The organism is Streptomyces sp. NPDC046261 (assembly GCF_040646235.1).
In the GTDB taxonomy this organism is placed as follows: Bacteria; Actinomycetota; Actinomycetes; order Streptomycetales; family Streptomycetaceae; genus Streptomyces.
In genome coordinates this window covers 516,583-534,290 of the sequence record NZ_JBEYZU010000001.1, presented here as the reverse complement: position 1 = coordinate 534,290, position 17,708 = coordinate 516,583, and the positions used below count along the sequence as shown (strand labels likewise).

Annotated in this window: 11 protein-coding genes and 2 pseudogenes; 8 read left to right on the top strand and 5 right to left on the bottom strand. The window is 72.2% G+C overall.

All coding sequences use genetic code 11. The annotated features are described in order from the left end of the window. Positions 1-4: 4 nt before the first annotated feature. Complete coding sequence (locus ABZ956_RS02475) at positions 5-499, bottom strand: MarR family transcriptional regulator (protein ID WP_361885708.1); 495 nt, start codon at positions 497-499, stop codon at positions 5-7. Positions 500-723: 224 nt separating this feature from the next. Between ABZ956_RS02475 and ABZ956_RS02470 the strand changes: the two genes are divergently transcribed. Beyond that, positions 724-1,638, top strand: coding sequence for a lysozyme (locus tag ABZ956_RS02470; protein ID WP_361885705.1), 915 nt, complete (start codon positions 724-726; stop codon positions 1,636-1,638). Positions 1,639-1,712: 74 nt separating this feature from the next. On the opposite strand, the gene ABZ956_RS02465 is transcribed toward ABZ956_RS02470, so the two are convergent. Beyond that, the gene (locus tag ABZ956_RS02465; RefSeq protein WP_361885702.1) at positions 1,713-4,460 is read right to left on the bottom strand and encodes a M4 family metallopeptidase; all 2,748 of its coding nucleotides are present in this window, start codon (positions 4,458-4,460) and stop codon (positions 1,713-1,715) included. Here ABZ956_RS02465 and ABZ956_RS02460 point away from each other — a divergent pair. Next, a pseudogene (locus ABZ956_RS02460) lies at positions 4,366-4,812 on the top strand (hypothetical protein); the annotation flags it as partial. The gene ABZ956_RS02465 and the pseudogene ABZ956_RS02460 overlap by 95 nt on opposite strands. An 85-nt stretch (positions 4,813-4,897) precedes the next feature. Here the strand turns inward: ABZ956_RS02460 and lon are convergent. Both lon and ABZ956_RS02450 read right to left on the bottom strand, forming a co-directional pair. Further along, complete coding sequence (gene lon / locus ABZ956_RS02455; RefSeq protein ID WP_361885699.1) at positions 4,898-7,306, bottom strand: endopeptidase La; 2,409 nt, start codon at positions 7,304-7,306, stop codon at positions 4,898-4,900. 89 nt (positions 7,307-7,395) lie between these two features. Further along, complete coding sequence (locus ABZ956_RS02450; protein WP_361885697.1) at positions 7,396-8,406, bottom strand: helix-turn-helix domain-containing protein; 1,011 nt, start codon at positions 8,404-8,406, stop codon at positions 7,396-7,398. Positions 8,407-8,513: 107 nt separating this feature from the next. Between ABZ956_RS02450 and ABZ956_RS02445 the strand changes: the two genes are divergently transcribed. Beyond that, a complete protein-coding gene (locus ABZ956_RS02445; RefSeq protein ID WP_361885694.1) occupies positions 8,514-9,383 on the top strand; it encodes an NAD(P)-binding domain-containing protein in 870 nt (289 codons plus the stop codon). After that, positions 9,380-10,006, top strand: a complete 627-nt coding sequence (locus ABZ956_RS02440) for a maleylpyruvate isomerase N-terminal domain-containing protein (RefSeq protein ID WP_361885692.1) — start codon at positions 9,380-9,382, stop codon at positions 10,004-10,006. The genes ABZ956_RS02445 and ABZ956_RS02440 overlap by 4 nt, the downstream gene beginning before the upstream one ends. Before the next feature lie 108 nt (positions 10,007-10,114). On the opposite strand, the pseudogene ABZ956_RS02435 reads toward ABZ956_RS02440, so the two are convergent. After that, positions 10,115-10,768: pseudogene (locus tag ABZ956_RS02435) on the bottom strand (rhomboid-like protein); the annotation flags it as partial. A 211-nt stretch (positions 10,769-10,979) separates the two neighbouring features. Between ABZ956_RS02435 and ABZ956_RS02430 the strand changes: the two are divergent. The 4 genes from ABZ956_RS02430 (at position 10,980) to ABZ956_RS02415 (ending at position 17,700) form a co-directional block, all read left to right on the top strand. After that, entirely contained in the window at positions 10,980-11,723 is a 744-nt protein-coding gene (locus ABZ956_RS02430; RefSeq protein ID WP_361885689.1) for a spermidine synthase, read from the top strand. Between the two features lie 89 nt (positions 11,724-11,812). Further along, on the top strand, positions 11,813-12,550 hold the full coding sequence (locus ABZ956_RS02425) for a response regulator transcription factor (RefSeq protein ID WP_361885686.1): 738 nt from the start codon (positions 11,813-11,815) through the stop codon (positions 12,548-12,550). Continuing rightward, positions 12,547-13,659 (top strand): HAMP domain-containing sensor histidine kinase, encoded by a 1,113-nt coding sequence (locus ABZ956_RS02420; protein WP_361885683.1) that lies wholly within the window; start codon positions 12,547-12,549, stop codon positions 13,657-13,659. The genes ABZ956_RS02425 and ABZ956_RS02420 overlap by 4 nt, the downstream gene beginning before the upstream one ends. A gap of 240 nt (positions 13,660-13,899) precedes the next feature. Beyond that, positions 13,900-17,700: a multifunctional oxoglutarate decarboxylase/oxoglutarate dehydrogenase thiamine pyrophosphate-binding subunit/dihydrolipoyllysine-residue succinyltransferase subunit gene (locus tag ABZ956_RS02415; protein ID WP_361885681.1), complete on the top strand. Its 3,801-nt coding sequence runs from the start codon at positions 13,900-13,902 to the stop codon at positions 17,698-17,700. The last annotated feature ends 8 nt before the right edge of the window (positions 17,701-17,708 follow it).

Below are 17,708 nucleotides of genomic sequence, written 5' to 3'. Positions count from 1 at the left end.
CCGGTCAGGATTCCGCGCGCTCGTTCAGCTGGTGGAGCAGCCGGGCGAGCTCGGCGACCTCGTCGCGGTCCCAGCCGGCGAGCTTGCTCATGTACTGGGCGCGGCGGGCGTCGCGTACGCGGGTGAAGCGGGCGCGGCCCTCGTCGGTGATCTGCACCAGCGAGGCGCGGCCGTCGGCGGGGTCCGGGTCGCGGACGATGAGGCCGAGTTCGCACAGGGCGCGCAGCTGGCGGCTCATGGTGGCCTTGCCGACGCCGAAGTAGGCGGCGAGGTCGGTGGCCCGCTGCTGGCCGGCCTCCTCGAGGCGGACGAGCAACCCGTAGGCGGCGGGCTCCAGATCGGGGTGGACCTCACGGGCCAGCTCGCCGGAGGAGGCACGGGCGCGGCGCAGGAAGACGGCCAGCTCGCGCTCCAGGGCGAGGAAGGCGTGGTCCACACCACTGCCGTCGCCGGCGCTCGGACCGCCCTCCTCGGGAGGCGGGGTACCTCTCTCGTGCACGTCGGACCCTCTCCTGCTTTTTCAGCCGCTGAAAAATTCGTCCTGCGACGGCGGGTTGCCGCAGCTCCGTCAGTATTTCGCAGGATTAGACCAACGGCAGCACCCCGGGTCCCTATCGCGGGCCGCGTCTACGCCCGTAGCTTGATAAATGACATGGTCATACCAATGCGGTGACCATTGAACTCCCCGGCACACTCCCCCCACCATGGCCTCGGAGGCACTTCATGCCCGAGCACCACTCCGGCCCGGGCCGCCCGCAACCCCCCACAGCGGCGGCCATCCTCCTCTCCCTGCTGACCGCACTCACCCTGCTCGTCACTCTCCCCGGAACCGCCACCGCGGTGGCCGGAAACAACGGCCGCCCGACCCACCCCGAGCGGGACTGGATGGGCTCGACCGTCCGTGCCCACGAGGGCGACCGCGGCCTGGCCGCCAAGGGTTCCTCCCTGCCCGACCTCTCGCTGCCCAACCTCTCGCTGCCCGACCTCTCCCTGGCGGGCCCCTCGGTGAGCGCCTCCGTCGAGGGCGTGGACGTCAGCAGCCACAACGGCAACGTCTCCTGGTCCAAGCTCTGGAACAGCGGCGTCAGATTCGCCTACGCCAAGGCCACCGAGGGCACCAGCTACACCAACCCCTACTTCGCCCAGCAGTACAACGGCCCGTACAACGCGGGCATGATCCGGGGCGCGTACCACTTCGCGCTGCCGGGGAACTCCAGCGGAGCCGCGCAGGCCGACTACTTCGTCGACCACGGCGGCGGCTGGACGGACGACGGCTGGACGCTGCCCGGCGTCCTCGACATGGAGTACAACCCCTACGGCGACACCTGCTACGGGATGGGCACGGGCCGGATGATCGACTGGATCGAGGACTTCCTCGACGCCTACCGGGCCCACACCGGGCGCGACGCGGTGATCTACACCTCGACCGCGTGGTGGAAGAAGTGCACCGGGAACTACGGCGGATTCGGCAAGTACAACCCGCTGTGGGTGCCGCGCTACGGCTCCTCCTCCGGTGAGCTCCCCAACGGCTGGGGCTTCTACACCTTCTGGCAGTACACCGACACCGGCCCGACCGTGGGCGACCACGACCGCTTCAACGGCTCGTACAACCGGCTCAAGGCGCTCGCCTACGGCTGACCGGGCCACGGACCAACGACAGCGGGCCCCCGGCACATCGGCGCCGGGGGCCCGGTTCGTTCATCCGTCAGGGGCTAGCCGCAGCGGCCCGCGGGGCGGGTGCGGGTCACCAGGTCGGTGGAGCCGGTGGTGCCGTCGATCCACACCACCTGCCTGCCGCCGGCCGCCGCCGCGCCGATCTGCTCGCCGCGGTTGCAGGAGACGCGCGCCCGCGCCGGGGTGGCGTCGGCGGTGAACTGCCAGAGCTTGGCCATCGTCTCGTTGCGGTACCGGTCGTCCGGCACCTCCGCGGTGACGGTCACCGCGTCGTCGGAGGCCGTCAGGTCCAGGGCGTTCAGCGCGTCGGCGCCCTTCTCCTTGCTGATGTCGACCGTGCCCGTGCCGTCGAGGTTGGCGCGCCGCACCGCCACCTGGCCCTCGTCGACGACCTCGTCCGCGATCCACACGACGTGCTTGCCGGTGACGGCCGTCTGGCCGATGCCCTCGGGCGTGCCGAGCTGGTTCATGAGCTTCTTCTGACCGCTCTTGAGGTCCAGCACCTCGACACCCATCCGGTAGGTGTCGCCGTCGGGGTAGATCTTGGCGTAGGCCAGCCGCTCACCACTGAGGGAGGGCAGGGCCGAGCCCAGCTCCGCCCGGCGCTCGTCGACCCAGGTCGGCTGCTTGTCGCCGGTGCGCAGGTAGCCCACGTGCCGGCCGCCGTCGCCGTCCATCGTCTCGAACGTCACCACCGCTCCCTCGACCCGCAGGCCGCGGATGCCGTCGGTGGTGCTGTAGAGCTTCCTGACCGGGCCGCCGGCCAGCGGCCTGGACAGCACGTCCGTGCCCGCCGGCCCGTACGCCAGCCACACCACGCTCTTGCCGTCGGTGGCGGGCTCGACGTGGTAGCGGCCGTCGTTCGGGCTCATCAGCTTCGGGGTGCCCTTGCCGTCCGCACGGCCGGCGTAGAGCGAGTACGCCTCGGTGCCGTCGTCGTTGGACTTGGACGTGGCCCACCAGCCGCCGCCCGCGCCCACGCCGGTGCCGGCGGTGTTGAGCTTGCCCAGGAGCAGGTCGGTGTCGACGCCGAGGGCCTGCTCCCAGTTGGGCACGATGCCATGGGCGTTGAACGAGCGCTTGACGACGTTCAGGTCCTTGGCGGAGACCTTGAGGGCCTTCGCCGCGGCGATGACCGCGGCGCGGCCCTCGGTGAAGCCGTCGAGCGGCGTCATGTACTCCGTCAGCGCCTTGTAGGCGATCTTGTCGGCGACGGTACGGCCGAGGTCCTCGCGGATGTCCCACAGGGCGCCCGAGAAGATCGTCGAGTTGAGGTGCACGCCGCCGCTGTCGTTGCCGAAGGCGACGCCCAGGAAGTTCCTGGACGTCGTGGCGCCGTCGTTGAGGTCGCGCAGCGCGCACTCGCGCGGGGACTTCGTCCGGCACAGGTCGCCGCCGAGCAGGCCCGCCTCCGGGTGGTCCATGGACATGCCGGCCGCGTCCACGGCGATGGCGTTGCCGAAGTAGTCGGCGATCGCCTCGTTGAGGGCGCCCGACTGGCCGGCGTAGACGAGGTTCGCGGAGTTCTCGACGACGCCGTGCGTCATCTCGTGGCCGACGACGTCCAGGTCGGCGGAGAGCGTCTTGTGCTCCTCGTCGCCGGAGCCGTACACCATCTTGGTGCCGTCCCAGAAGGCGTTGACGAACGCCATGTCGAAGTAGGTCACGCCCACCAGGGAATTGACGGTCATGCCGCGGCCGTCGAGGCTGTCGCGGCCGTGCGCCTTCTTGTAGTAGTCGTAGACCTTGCCCGCGGCCCAGTGCGCGTCGACCGCGCCCGCCTCGGTGGCCTCCTTGTCGAACTGCGGCCCCTTGGAGCCGAATTCCTTGATGCCCTCGGGCCAGCGGCCGCTCGTCTCCGTGACGTCCTTGCCGCGCGCGTCCCAGGTGGACAGGACGTTCTTGCTGGTGTCCCACATCCGGGAGTGGTCGCGCATGAGGTATTCGCCGCGGGCGGTGTCGAAGTACAGCCCCAGCTCCACGGTGGTGCCGTCGTACTTCACTCCGGACCCGGCGACGCCCGGGTGGCGGTCCCCGGCCGCGGGGGCCTTGCCGTCCCCGGCCGGCTTGACGGCCGTGGCGGACGCGGCGGGCGGGGTGGCGGTGCCGAAGGTCTTGATGCCGCTGTACTGCAGGACCGGGAAGCCGGCCTTGGCGTCGATGTAGACCTCCTGCAGCACGGGCTGCCCCGTGGCCGGGTCCGCGCCGCGCACGGTGACGTGGTGCGCCAGCACCCCGGCGCCCTTGGGCAGCACGACCAGGCCGCGTGCCGTGCCGCTGAGCGAGGCGGCGGCCTTGGTGCGCCCGCCCTTGGCGGCGGCCACGTCGGCCTTGCCCAGCTTCTTGCCGCCGAGCCGCTCCAGCGTCGCCCCGACGGCCCGCCGCACCGCCAGCTCCTCGCCGACCTCCGCCTTCGTGTCGGCCTTCAGACCGGTGAAGTACTTTCCGGAGGTGCCGGTGACGACGCGCTTGCCGTCCTTCTTCTCCATCCGGACGACGTACTGGCCGCCCAGGACGTCGATCCCGCGGTGCTTCTGCTGGAGCCGCACCGTCTCGGCCGCCCCACTGGTGAGCGTCTGCACGGGCTTCAGGTCCCGTCCGGGGTCCGCGATGCGGTACCGGCCCTGCTTCTCCGCGAGGTGCCCACGCGCCGCGTCGGCCGGGCTCGCCCCGGCCTTCACGCCCTCCCGGATGCCGTCGACCAGGGAAGGGGTGGAGGTTCCCTTCCCCGGGATCACCTCGACGGGGTCCCCGCCGTGCTGCGCCGCGAACGCCTGTGCGGGCACCGCGGATACGACAAGGGCGGCAGCGCCCACCAGCGCTGCCGCCCCCGCTATCCCGCTCTTCGCGGCCGATCTTCCTGAACGTGCTCTGGGCTTACGCAAGGATTCCCCCTCCGTACGTGCCGGAACGCCGGAACATCTTTGGTCGGAGGACATGCAACAGCCGAGGCCCGAACCGATCAATGGGGTGTGCGTTCCGGGGGGCGCCTTTCGGCCGAAAGGCGATGGGCGGCCTTGCGAAGGAACCGGAAGGGCCCATTGCGCATCGGACAGCCGTCCCGGCGCGCGCACGGGCGTCAGCGAACGGGACCTGCGCTACTACGAGGAACAGGGCTTGTTACAGCCCCTGCGGCGGGGGGCCGGCGGCGAGGGGGACACGCCCGGGGCCCGGCCCCCCCCGTATGGGCGGGGGGGCCGGGCCCGTGTCCCGGTCGCGTCCGTCACGCCGCGACCGGGACCTCCTGGTCCGCGGCGGTCGTGGCCGGCGTCAGGGCCAGCTCCAGGACCTGGCGGACGTCCGAGACCGGGTGGACGTCGAGCGTGTCCAGGACCTCCGCCGGGACGTCGTCGAGGTCGGGTTCGTTGCGCTTGGGGATCACGACGGTGGTGATCCCGGCCCGGTGGGCGGCCAGCAGCTTCTGCTTGACGCCGCCGATGGGCAGGACGCGGCCCGTCAGGGAGACCTCGCCCGTCATCGCCACGTCCGGGCGGACCTGGCGGCCGGAGAGCAGCGAGGCCAGGGCCGTCGTCATGGTGATGCCCGCGCTCGGGCCGTCCTTGGGGACCGCGCCCGCCGGGACGTGCAGGTGGACGCCGCGCTCCTTGAAGTCGCCCACCGGCAGTTCCAGTTCGGCGCCGTGGGAGCGCAGGAAGGACAGGGCGATCTGGGCGGACTCCTTCATGACGTCGCCGAGCTGACCGGTGAGGGTCAGGCCCGCGCCGCCGGTCTCCGGGTCGGCCAGCGACGCCTCGACGAACAGGACGTCGCCGCCCGCGCCCGTGACCGCGAGCCCCGTGGCCACGCCCGGCACCGACGTGCGGCGCTCGGCCGGGTCCTGGGCCGACTCCGGGGTGTGGTGCGGCCGCCCGATCAGCGGGCGCAGCTGTTCCACGCCCACCGTGAAGGGCAGCTCCTGCTCGCCCAGTTCGTGCTTCGCGGCGATCTTGCGCAGCAGGCGGGCCACCGCGCGCTCCAGGGTGCGCACGCCCGCCTCGCGCGTGTACTCGCCGGCGAGCATGCGCAGGGCCTCGTCCTCCAGCACGACCTCGCCGCTTCCCAGGCCCGCGCGCTCCAGCTGCCGGGGCAGCAGGTGGTCGCGGGCGATGACGACCTTCTCGTCCTCGGTGTAGCCGTCGAGGCGGACGAGCTCCATGCGGTCCAGGAGGGGCTCCGGGATGGCCTCCAGGACGTTGGCCGTCGCCAGGAAGACGACGTCCGACAGGTCGAGCTCGACCTCCAGGTAGTGGTCGCGGAAGGTGTGGTTCTGGGCCGGGTCGAGGACCTCCAGCAGGGCCGCCGCCGGGTCGCCGCGGAAGTCCGAGCCGACCTTGTCGATCTCGTCGAGCAGGACGACCGGGTTCATCGAGCCGGCCTCCTTGACCGCCCGCACGATCCGGCCCGGCAGCGCGCCCACGTACGTGCGCCGGTGGCCGCGGATCTCCGCCTCGTCGCGGACGCCGCCGAGCGCCACACGGACGAACTTACGGCCCATCGCCCGGGCGACGGACTCGCCCAGCGACGTCTTTCCCACGCCGGGCGGGCCGACGAGCGCGAGCACCGCGCCCCCGCGCCGCCCGCCGACCACGCCCAGCCCCCGGTCGGCGCGCCGTTTGCGCACCGCCAGGTACTCGGTGATCCGTTCCTTGACGTCCTCCAGCCCCGCGTGGTCCGCGTCGAGCACGGCCTTGGCGCCGGGGATGTCGTACGCGTCCTCGGTGCGCTCGTTCCACGGCATCTCCAGGACCGTGTCGAGCCAGGTGCGGATCCAGCCGCTCTCCGGGCTCTGGTCGGAGGCGCGCTCGAGCTTGCCGACCTCCTTGAGCGCGGCCTCACGGACCTTCTCCGGCAGGTCGGCGGCCTCGACGCGGGCGCGGTAGTCGTCGGACTCGCTCTCCGGGTCGCCGGCCAGCTCGGCGAGCTCCTTGCGCACGGCCTCCAGCTGGCGGCGCAGGAGGAACTCGCGCTGCTGCTTGTCGACGCCCTCCTGGACGTCCTTGGCGATGGACTCGGCGACGTCCTGCTCGGCGAGGTGCTCGCCGAGCCACTTCACGGCGAGCTTGAGGCGGGCGACCGGGTCGGCGGTCTCCAGCAGTTCGACGCGCTGGGCGACCGTGAGGAAGGGGGAGTAGCCGGAGTTGTCGGCGAGCTGGCCGACGTCGTCGATCTGCTGGACGCGGTCGACGACCTGCCAGGCGCCGCGCTTGCGCAGCCAGCTGGTGGCCAGCGCCTTGTACTCCTTCATCAGCTCGGTCACCGCGCCGGGGAGCGGGGTGGGGGCGGCCTCCTCCATCGGGGTGCCCTCCACCCACAGCGCGGCCCCCGGGCCCGTCGTCCCGGCCCCGATCCGCACCCGGCGCACGCCGCGGATGAGCGCGCCGGGGTCGCCGTCGGACAGGCGCCCCACCTGCTCGACGGTGCCGAGCGTGCCCACCGCCGCGTACGTGCCGTCGACGCGGGGCACGAGCAGCACCTTCGGCTTGCCGCCGGAGGATGCCGCGGCCTGCGCGGCCTCCACCGCCGCCCTCACCTCGGAGTCCGAGAGGTCCAGCGGTACGACCATGCCGGGCAGGACCACCTCGTCATCGAGCGGCAGCACGGGCAGGGTGAGCGGTGTCGACATCGAAGCCATGATCTCCCCTTCGGCAGGCAAGTTGAGCTACATGGACTCAATGCCCGGGGTCGCCGGGATGTTCCCGGCCCTCCGTTCGCTCTGAGCGATCAGGCCGGCCGCTCCAGCGCGCCACCGCCGCCCGGGAACGCCCGCCGGTAGTCCGTCGGCGTCACCCCGAAGTGCAGTTGGAAGTGCCGGCGCAGGTTCGCCCCCGTACCCAGCCCGCTCAGCTCGCCGATCCGCTCCACGGACAGCGGCGTCGACTCCAGCAACGACTGGGCCCGCGCCAGGCGCTGGGTGAGCAGCCACTGCAGCGGCGTCGCACCGGTGGCCGCCTGCAGTCTCCGGAAGAACGTCCGCGGGCTCGTCCCGGCCCGCCGGGCCAGGTCGTCGACGGTCAGCGGCCGGTCCAGGTGCGCGACGGCCCACTCCAGTACGGGCGCCAGGCCCTCGTCGTCGGTGGCGGGCACGGACAGGTCGACGAACTGGGCCTGGCCTCCGGGCCGGTGCGCGGGCACGACGAGGCGGCGGGCCAGCTGGTTGGCGACGTGCGCGCCGAGGTCACGGCGGACCAGGTGCAGGCACAGATCGAGCCCCGCGGTGACCCCGGCGCTGGTGAGCACGTCGCCGTCGTCGACGTAGAGGACCGAGTCGTCGATGTCGACGCCGGGGTGGCGCCGCGCGAGCTGTTCGCAGTGCATCCAGTGGGCGGTGGCGCGGCGGCCGTCGAGGATGCCGGCGGCGGCGAGCGCGAAGGCGCCGGCGCACAGGGACACCATGCGGGCCCCGTCGTCGGCGGCCCGGCGCAGCGCGGTCAGGAGGTCCGGGGGCAGCTCGCGGTCGCCGTCGACGCATGCCTCGGGGACCGAGGGGACGATCACCGTGTCCGCGCCGGCCAGGCCCTCCAGCCCGTGCGGCGTGCGCAGCGCGAAGCCGCCCGATCCGGCCGGTGCCTGTGCACCGGTGCCCCGCGCCGAGCACAGCCGCAGGTCGTACCAGGGGTCGGCCAGGTCGTGGTGCGGGATGCCGAAGACCGTGCAGACGACCCCCAGCTCGTACAGGTCCCAGAAGGGGACGTCGTCATCGATCACGACCACGGCAACGGTTCCGGCGCTCATGGCCGCAGCCTATGGCAGGAATTTTTCGATGCCCGTCACTTCTGCCACTTTCGGCGGCCGGCGGGCGGTGCGAGCGTGGTCCTACTTGATCAACAAGGGGAGGAACCATGACCGCTGTCACCGTTCTCGGCCTGGGCCAGATGGGCTCCGCGCTCGCCGGCGCGTTCCTGGCCGCCGGCCACACCACCACCGTCTGGAACCGCTCGGCCGCCAAGGCCGACGCCCTCGTGGAGCGGGGCGCCGTCCGCGCGGAGTCGCCGCGCGCCGCCGTCGCCGCGAGCGAGCTCGTCGTGGTCTGCGTGACGACCTACGACGACGCCCGCGCCGTCCTCGGCCCCGTCGCCGACGCCCTGGCCGGGCGCACACTCGTCAACCTCACCTCCGGATCGCCGGAGCAGGCCCGCGAGAGCGCCGCCTGGGCGGCGGAGCACGGCGCCGACTACCTCGACGGCGCGATCATGACGACCCCGCCGGGCATCGGGAGCACGGAGTTCATGCTGCTGTGCAGCGGCTCGCCAACGGCGTTCGCCGCGCACCGCGAGGCGCTGGCGAGCCTGGCCGACCCGGTGGACCTCGGCACCGACCCGGCGCTGGCCTCGCTGTACGACACGGCGCTGCTCGGCCTGATGTGGTCGGCGCTCAGCGGCTGGCTGCACGGCGCCGCGCTGACCGGCTCCGAGAAGGTGAGCGCGGCGGCCTTCACGCCGGTGGCGATCCGCTGGCTGACGGCCGTCACCGGCTTCATGAACACCTACGCGCCCCAGATCGACGCGGGCCACTACCCGGGCGACGACGCCACCCTCGACATCCACCTGGCGACGATGGACCACCTCGTGCACGCCAGCGCGGCCCGCGGCCTGGACGTCGAGCTCCCGGAGCTGCTCAAGGCGTTCACCGCCCGGGCCGTCGCCGCGGGCCACGGCGGCGACAGCTACGCGCGTCTGATCGAGGTCGTCCGCGACGGGGGCCGCGCGTGAGCGCCCCGGCACCGACGCGGGGCACGGCGGACGCCCCGCTGAGCGCGGCCTCGTGGGCCGCGCTCGTGGTCGAGGCCGCCGAGGAGTGCACGGACGTCCTGGAGGCGGGGGCCGACGGGGACTGGTCGCGCCCGGCCGGGGACCTGGACTGGTCCTGTCACGCCACCCTCGACCACCTGGCGCTCGGCCTCGTCGGCTACGCGGGGCTGCTGACCGCCAGGCCCACCGACCGCTACGTCGCGCTGTTCGCCTCGCTGGACCCGGCGGCCCCGGTCTCAGCGCGCCTGGAGGGCATCCGCATCGCGGCGGCGCTCCTGGCCGCGACCGTCCGCGGCGCGGGGCCCGGGGACCGGGCCTGGCACCCGTGGGGCCACTCCGACGGGCCGGGCTTCGCCGCCATGGGCGTGGTGGAGACCGTCGTCCACACCTACGACATCGCCCGCGGCCTGGGCCTGGACTGGACCCCGCCGGACGGGCTCTGCGCGCCCGCCCTGCGCCGGCTCTTCCCCGACGCCCCGGCCGGCCACCCCGCCGGCCGCACCCTCCTGTGGTGCACCGGGCGGGACGTACTGCCCGGGCAGCCACGGCGGCAGGAATGGCAGTGGGACGGCAGCGTCCGCTGAGGCGTGCGCGCCGCCCGTGCCCTGCGCCCGGGCGGTCCGCCGGGCGCCCTCGCGCACGAGCGGCACACAGGCGAGACCGGTCAGGAGGGCTATGGGGTGGCCCCAGCTGGCGAGCGGGTCGACGAGTTCGACGAGGTCCTGGGCGCACATCGCGCCCGCTATGCCCAGCAGGGCCCACCTGCCGCGGGGCGGCAGCAGTCCGGACAGGGCGCCGACGCAGGCCATCAGCCCGAAGCTGATGCCGTAGTCGAGGCGGTGCAGCGCGCTCTCCGGCAGCCGCCCGGCCGCGACCGCGCCCGCCACGGGCAGCTCCGTGGCCAGCGTGGCCAGGACGTGTCCCAGGAGGAAGACCCCGGCCGTGCGGGCCCCGCCGACGCGGCGCTCCAGGGCGGTCAGGACGAGGACGAAGGCCACCCCGTACGCGGAGTACAGGCCGCCGGCGACCCACAGGGCGCTGGCTATGAGCACGAACAGGGGACGGTCGGCGAGGTGTGCCGCGTCGGTGCTGGAGTCGCGGAGCAGCTGATCGACGGTGGCCTCGTCGCCGACGTCGGCGTAGACGGCGGTGGCCAGCAGGATCAGGGTGTAGACGAACGTGAAGGGGGTGCCGGTGGGGGTGGGCAGGAGCCGGCGCAGGCCACGCGGCGCGCGTCTGCCACGGCTCGCGGGGGCGGCGTCCCGATCGGCGTCCGCATCGGCATCCGTATCGGCGTCCGCATCGGCTTTCGCATCGGCTTTCGCATCGGCGTCAACCGGAGTCACTCGGCCAAGCCCCTTTCCGCGCAGCCCGCCCGACGTGCGCACCAAGGCTTCGCCGGGCTCTTCGGGCAGTCCTCTCCGCCCGTCCGCTCTAGAACATTAAGGTGCACAGCCGACCGCCGAATCAACCTCTGGCCGTGACTCCGGTCACCCTTGTCAACCTCTTGACGCCCCGGCGCGTCGGCCGGGTGACCGACGACTTCAGGAGGCTCGCATGACTGTCCCGAATGTCCGGCACGCGGACGATCGCCACGGCGACGGCCGCCACGGGGAGGGCCACCGCGCCGGCGGCGGGGCGCCCGTCGTCCTCGAGCGGCGCGACGGCCCGTACGGCGAGGTCGTGCTGCGGCGGCGGGGAGCGCACCACGAGATCATCGCCAACGGCTGTTTCCTGATGGACACCGCCGACGGCCGCTCCGAGCGCCGGCTCGTGGACGCGGCGCTGGCGGCCCTGCCGCCCGGGCGCGAGCGCCCGGCCGTCCTGATCGGCGGGCTCGGGGTGGGTTTCTCCCTGGCGAGAGCGGCCGCCGAACCCCGGTGGGGCCGGATCACGGTCGTCGAACGCGAGGGCGCGGTCATCGACTGGCACCGCACCGGCCCGCTCGCCGCGATCTCCGGGGAGGCGCTCGCCGACCCGCGCACGGACATCGTCCACGCCGACCTCCTGGACCACCTGCACGGACCCGGCCCCCGCCACGACGCCCTCTGCCTGGACATCGACAACGGCCCCGACTGGACCGTCACCGACGGCAACGCCGGCCTCTACTCGCCCGCGGGCCTGGCCGCCTGCCGCGCCCGCCTGAACCCCGGCGGCGTGCTCGCCGTATGGTCCGCACAGCCCTCCCCGGCATTCGAACAAGCCCTCCGGAATGCCGGATTCGCCGGGGTAATTACTGAAGAGATCACCGTTGCCCGAGGCGTCCCGGACGTCGTCCACCTCGGCATCTGTGCCGCGTAGCCGAGGCCCGCCGCCTCCCCGTACCCTGCCTTCCACACCTGCAGGACTGGTAGCGAAAACGCTACGGGAAGACGCTAGGGGCGGGGCGCATGGAGCAGACACACATCGGCCCGAGCGGCGCCGCAGCCTCTGCCGGGGCACAGCGCCGGGTACTGATCGTCGAGGACGACAGGACGATCACCGACGCCATCGCGGCCCGGTTGCGGGCCGAGGGATTTCAAGTACGTACCGCCGCGGACGGGCCCGCGGCCGTGGACACCGCGGAGGCGTGGCAGCCGGACCTGCTGGTCCTGGACGTCATGCTGCCCGGCTTCGACGGCCTGGAGGTATGCCGCAGGGTGCAGGCGCAGCGGCCCGTGCCGGTCCTGATGCTCACCGCGCGCGACGACGAGACCGACATGCTGGTCGGCCTCGGCGTCGGGGCGGACGACTACATGACCAAGCCGTTCTCGATGCGCGAGCTGGCGGCCCGGGTGCACGTCCTGCTGCGCCGGGTGGAGCGGGCGACGCTGGCCGCGCACACGCCGCGCAGCGGCATCCTGCGCCTGGGGGAGCTCGAGATCGACCACGCGCAGCGCAGAGTGCGGGTGCGCGGCTCGGACGTGCACCTGACGCCGACCGAGTTCGACCTGCTGGTCTGCCTGGCCAACACCCCGCGCGCGGTCCTCTCCCGCGAGCAGCTGCTGGCCGAGGTGTGGGACTGGGCGGACGCCTCGGGCACCCGGACCGTGGACAGCCACATCAAGGCGCTGCGCCGCAAGATCGGGGCGGAGCGTATCCGTACGGTCCACGGGGTCGGCTACGCGCTGGAGACCCCGGCGGCATGAGCGCTTCCCTGCCCGGCGACAGGCAGCCGCCACCGGGCCTGTGGGGCCGCATATGGGAGGCGCTGCGGCCGCTGGACCCGTACCGGTCGGTGAAGGCGGCCCTGGGCGCGCTCGTCATCGGGTCGGTGGTGATCACGACCCTCCTGGTCTTCGTCGCGCTCCACTCGGCGACCGAGATCCGGGTGATCACCATCTTCTCGATCATCGCCTCGCTGCTGATCACCCAGTTCGTGGCGCACGGCCTGACCGCGCCGCTGGACGAGATGACCGAGGTCACCCGGTCGATGGCCCAGGGCGACTACACCCGGCGGGTGCGGGCCGCCCGCCGGGACGAGTTCGGCGACCTGGCCATCGCCTTCAACCGGATGGCGGCGGACCTGGAGGCGGTGGACACCCACCGCAAGGAGCTCGTCGCCAATGTGTCGCACGAGCTGCGCACCCCCATCGCGGGGCTGCGGGCCGTGCTGGAGAACGTGGTGGACGGGGTCTCCGCCGCCGATCCGGAGACCATGCGCACCGCGCTGCGCCAGACCGAACGGCTGGGCCGGCTGGTGGAGCAGCTGCTGGACCTCTCGCGGCTGGACAACGGCGTGGTGCCACTGCACGCCCGGCGCTTCGAGGTGTGGCCGTACCTGGCCGGGGTGCTGAAGGAGGCGAGCATGGCCTGCGGCAGCGGAGCGTCGCCGCGCGCCCGCAAGGACGTCCATCTGCACCTGGACGTCTCGCCGCCGGAGCTGACGGCACACGCGGACGCGGAGCGGCTGCACCAGGTGGTGGCCAACCTGGTGGACAACGCCGTCAAGCACAGCCCCCCGCACGGCCGGGTGACGGTGCGGGCCCGCCGGGGCGAGGGGGCCCAGTCGCTGGCCCTGGAGGTCCTCGACGAGGGGCCCGGCATCCCCGAGGCCGAGCGGCACCGGGTCTTCGAGCGCTTCAACCGGGGCCCGTACGGCAAGCAGGGGCCGGGCCACGACGGGGGTACGGGCCTGGGCCTGGCCATCGCGCGCTGGGCGGTCGACCTGCACGGCGGGAGCATAGGGGTGGCCGAATCCCCCCGGGGCTGCCGCATCCGGGTCACTCTTCCGGGCGGACCTCGGGAACAGACTTGACGTAGGGTCGGTAGTGGGAGCACACATCCAACCGGATGCGGGGCAGGCTTCGGCGCACCCGGGAAGCCCGGGGAGAATCGGAACCTCCGGGTTTTCCCGCCTGGTCATGCCCCGAAACCCGGGGCAGAGTGTGACTTAGGCGACGACTGGCCCGGGTGGCCTGCATCTAAGGTCCCGACAGGCGTAGCCTTTATTCCCGCTGTCCACCACCTTAGGAAGCGGAAGAGGGCGGTTGCCGCCGTGTCGCCACAGTCCCCCAACACCTCGAGCGTCTCGACCGACCAAGAGGGGCAGGGCAAGAGTCCTGCCGACGTGTTCGGTCCCAATGAGTGGCTCGTCGACGAGATCTACCAGCAGTACCTCCAGGACCCGAACTCGGTCGACCGAGCCTGGTGGGACTTCTTCGCCGACTACAAGCCGGGCACTGCGGGGGCCACGCCGCCGCAGCCGCTGACCGGGGGCGAGACCCCCGGCACTCCCGCTGCGCCCACCGCGCAGCCCGTCGCGGCGGCCCCGGCCGCCGCACAGCCGGGCGCGGCACCCGCCGCCCCGGCCCCGGCTCCGGCCGCCGCCCCGAAGGCGGCCCCGGCCGCCCCGCAGGCACCGGCGAAGCCCGTCGCCAAGACTCCCGCCGCCAAGCCGGTCCCCGCCGCGAAGCCGGCCGAGCCGGCCGCCGGCCCGGAGCTGGTGACGCTGCGCGGTCCGTCCGCCGCGGTCGCCAAGAACATGAACGCCTCCCTGGAGCTGCCGACGGCCACGTCCGTCCGTGCCGTCCCGGTGAAGCTGCTGTTCGACAACCGCATCGTCATCAACAACCACCTGCAGCGTGCCCGCGGTGGCAAGGTCTCCTTCACGCACCTCATCGGCTTCGCCATGGTGCAGGCGCTGAAGCTGATGCCGTCGATGAACCACTCCTTCATGGAGAAGGACGGCAAGCCGACCCTCGTCAAGCCCGAGCACGTCAACCTCGGCCTGGCGATCGACCTGGTCAAGCCGAACGGCGACCGTCAGCTCGTGGTCGCGGCCATCAAGAAGGCCGAGACGCTCAACTTCTTCGAGTTCTGGCAGGCGTACGAGGACATCGTCCGCCGCGCCCGGGTCGGCAAGCTGACGATGGACGACTTCACCGGGGTCACCGCGTCGCTGACCAACCCCGGCGGCATCGGCACCGTGCACTCCGTGCCGCGCCTGATGCCCGGCCAGGGCCTGATCATCGGCGTCGGCGCCATGGACTACCCGGCCGAGTTCCAGGGCACCTCGCAGGACGCCCTGAACAAGCTGGGCATCTCCAAGGTCATGACGCTGACCTCGACGTACGACCACCGGGTGATCCAGGGCGCCGCCTCCGGCGAGTTCCTGCGGATCATGCACCAGCTGCTGCTGGGCGAGAACGGCTTCTACGACGAGATCTTCGAAGCGCTGCGCATCCCCTACGAGCCGATCCGCTGGCTCAAGGACATCGACGCCTCGCACGACGACGACGTCACCAAGGCCGCCCGCGTCTTCGAGCTGATCCACTCCTACCGGGTCCGCGGCCACGTCATGGCCGACACCGACCCGCTGGAGTACCGCCAGCGCAAGCACCCCGACCTCGACATCACCGAGCACGGCCTCACCCTGTGGGACCTGGAGCGGGAGTTCGCGGTCGGCGGCTTCGCCGGCAAGTCGATGATGAAGCTGCGCGACATCCTGGGCGTGCTGCGCGACTCGTACTGCCGCACCACCGGCATCGAGTTCATGCACATCCAGGACCCCAAGCAGCGCAAGTGGATCCAGGACCGCGTCGAGCGCGGGCACTCCAAGCCCGAGCGCGAGGAGCAGCTGCGCATCCTGCGCCGGCTGAACGCGGCCGAGGCGTTCGAGACGTTCCTGCAGACGAAGTACGTCGGCCAGAAGCGCTTCTCGCTGGAGGGCGGCGAGTCCGTCATCCCGCTGCTGGACGCCGTGCTGGACGCGGCCGCCGAGGCCCGCCTGGACGAGGCCGTCATCGGCATGGCCCACCGCGGCCGCCTCAACGTCCTCGCCAACATCGTCGGCAAGTCCTACGCGCAGATCTTCCGCGAGTTCGAGGGCAACCTCGACCCGAAGTCGATGCACGGCTCCGGCGACGTGAAGTACCACCTGGGTGCCGAGGGCGTCTTCACCGGCCTGGACGGCGAGCAGATCAACGTCTCGCTGGCCGCCAACCCCTCCCACCTGGAGACGGTCGACCCGGTCGTCGAGGGCATCGCCCGCGCCAAGCAGGACATCATCGGCAAGGCCGGCACGGACTTCACCGTCCTGCCGATCCAGCTGCACGGCGACGCGGCCTTCGCGGGCCAGGGCGTCGTGGCCGAGACCCTGAACATGTCGCAGCTGCGTGGCTACCGCACCGGCGGCACCGTGCACATCGTCATCAACAACCAGGTCGGCTTCACCGCGCCGCCGGAGTCCTCGCGCTCGTCGATGTACTGCACCGACGTCGCCCGGATGATCGAGGCGCCGATCTTCCATGTGAACGGTGACGACCCGGAGGCCGTGGTCCGCGTCGCGCGGCTGGCCTTCGAGTTCCGCCAGGCGTTCAACAAGGACGTCGTCATCGACCTGATCTGCTACCGCCGCCGCGGCCACAACGAGTCCGACAACCCGGGCTTCACCCAGCCGCTGATGTACGACCTGATCGACAAGAAGCGCTCGGTGCGCAAGCTGTACACCGAGTCCCTCATCGGTCGCGGCGACATCACGCTGGAAGAGGCCGAGCAGGCGCTGCAGGACTACCAGGGCCAGCTGGAGAAGGTCTTCATGGAGGTCCGGGAGGCCGACACGGCCCCGGCCCCCACCGAGGTCCCGGCCCCGCAGCCCGAGTTCCCGGTGCACGTGGACACCGCGATCTCCCAGGAGGTCGTCAAGCGGATCGCCGAGTCGCAGGTCAACCTGCCCGAGTCGGTCACCGTGCACCCGCGTCTGCTGCCGCAGCTGCAGCGCCGCGCCTCCAGCGTCGAGGACGGCACCATCGACTGGGGCATGGGCGAGACCCTCGCCTTCGGCTCCCTGCTGATGGAGGGCACCCCGGTCCGGCTCGCCGGCCAGGACTCCCGCCGCGGCACCTTCGGCCAGCGCCACGCGGTGCTCGTCGACCGGGAGACCGGCGAGGACTTCACGCCGCTGCTGTACCTGTCCGAGGACCAGGCCCGCTACAACGTCTACGACTCGCTGCTGAGCGAGTACGCGGCGATGGGCTTCGAGTACGGCTACTCGCTGGCCCGCCCGGACGCGCTGGTGATGTGGGAGGCGCAGTTCGGTGACTTCGTCAACGGTGCCCAGAGCATCGTCGACGAGTTCATCTCCTCCTCCGAGCAGAAGTGGGGCCAGACCTCCGGCGTCACGCTGCTCCTGCCGCACGGCTACGAGGGCCAGGGCCCGGACCACTCCTCGGCCCGCGTCGAGCGCTTCCTGCAGCTGTGCGCGCAGAACAACATGACGGTCGCCATGCCGACGCTGCCGTCGAACTACTTCCACCTCCTGCGCTGGCAGGTCCACAACCCGCACCACAAGCCGCTCATCGTCTTCACCCCGAAGTCGATGCTGCGTCTGAAGGCCGCGGCGTCGAAGGCGGAGGAGTTCACCACCGGCGGCTTCCGCCCGGTGATCGGCGACGAGAACGTCGACGCGAACGCCGTCCGCAAGGTCGTCTTCTGCGCGGGCAAGGTCTACTACGACCTGGTCGCCGAGCGGGAGAAGCGCGGCGTGACCGACACCGCCCTCATCCGGCTCGAGCGCCTCTACCCGCTGCCGGGTGCGGAGCTCCAGGCCGAGATCGCCAAGTTCCCGAACGCCGAGAAGTACATCTGGGCGCAGGAGGAGCCGGCGAACCAGGGTGCGTGGCCGTTCATCGCGCTGAACCTGATCGACCACCTGGACCTGGCCGTGGGCGCCGACGTTCCGGCCCGCGAGCGACTGCGCCGGATCTCCCGGCCGCACTCCTCCTCCCCGGCGGTCGGCTCGGCCAAGCGCCACCAGGCGGAGCAGCAGGCTCTGGTCGCCGAGGTCTTCGACGCCTGACGTCGTCG

What these genes read in the sequence shown, in the direction of transcription:
- ABZ956_RS02470 (WP_361885705.1), top strand. Translation starts at nt 724, where the DNA reads ATGCCCGAGCACCACTCCGGCCCGGGCCGCCCGCAACCCCCCACAGCG.
- lon (WP_361885699.1), bottom strand. Translation starts at nt 7,306, where the DNA reads ATGGCTTCGATGTCGACACCGCTCACCCTGCCCGTGCTGCCGCTCGAT.
- ABZ956_RS02450 (WP_361885697.1), bottom strand. Translation starts at nt 8,406, where the DNA reads ATGAGCGCCGGAACCGTTGCCGTGGTCGTGATCGATGACGACGTCCCC.
- ABZ956_RS02445 (WP_361885694.1), top strand. Translation starts at nt 8,514, where the DNA reads ATGACCGCTGTCACCGTTCTCGGCCTGGGCCAGATGGGCTCCGCGCTC.
- ABZ956_RS02430 (WP_361885689.1), top strand. Translation starts at nt 10,980, where the DNA reads ATGACTGTCCCGAATGTCCGGCACGCGGACGATCGCCACGGCGACGGC.
- ABZ956_RS02425 (WP_361885686.1), top strand. Translation starts at nt 11,813, where the DNA reads ATGGAGCAGACACACATCGGCCCGAGCGGCGCCGCAGCCTCTGCCGGG.
- ABZ956_RS02420 (WP_361885683.1), top strand. Translation starts at nt 12,547, where the DNA reads ATGAGCGCTTCCCTGCCCGGCGACAGGCAGCCGCCACCGGGCCTGTGG.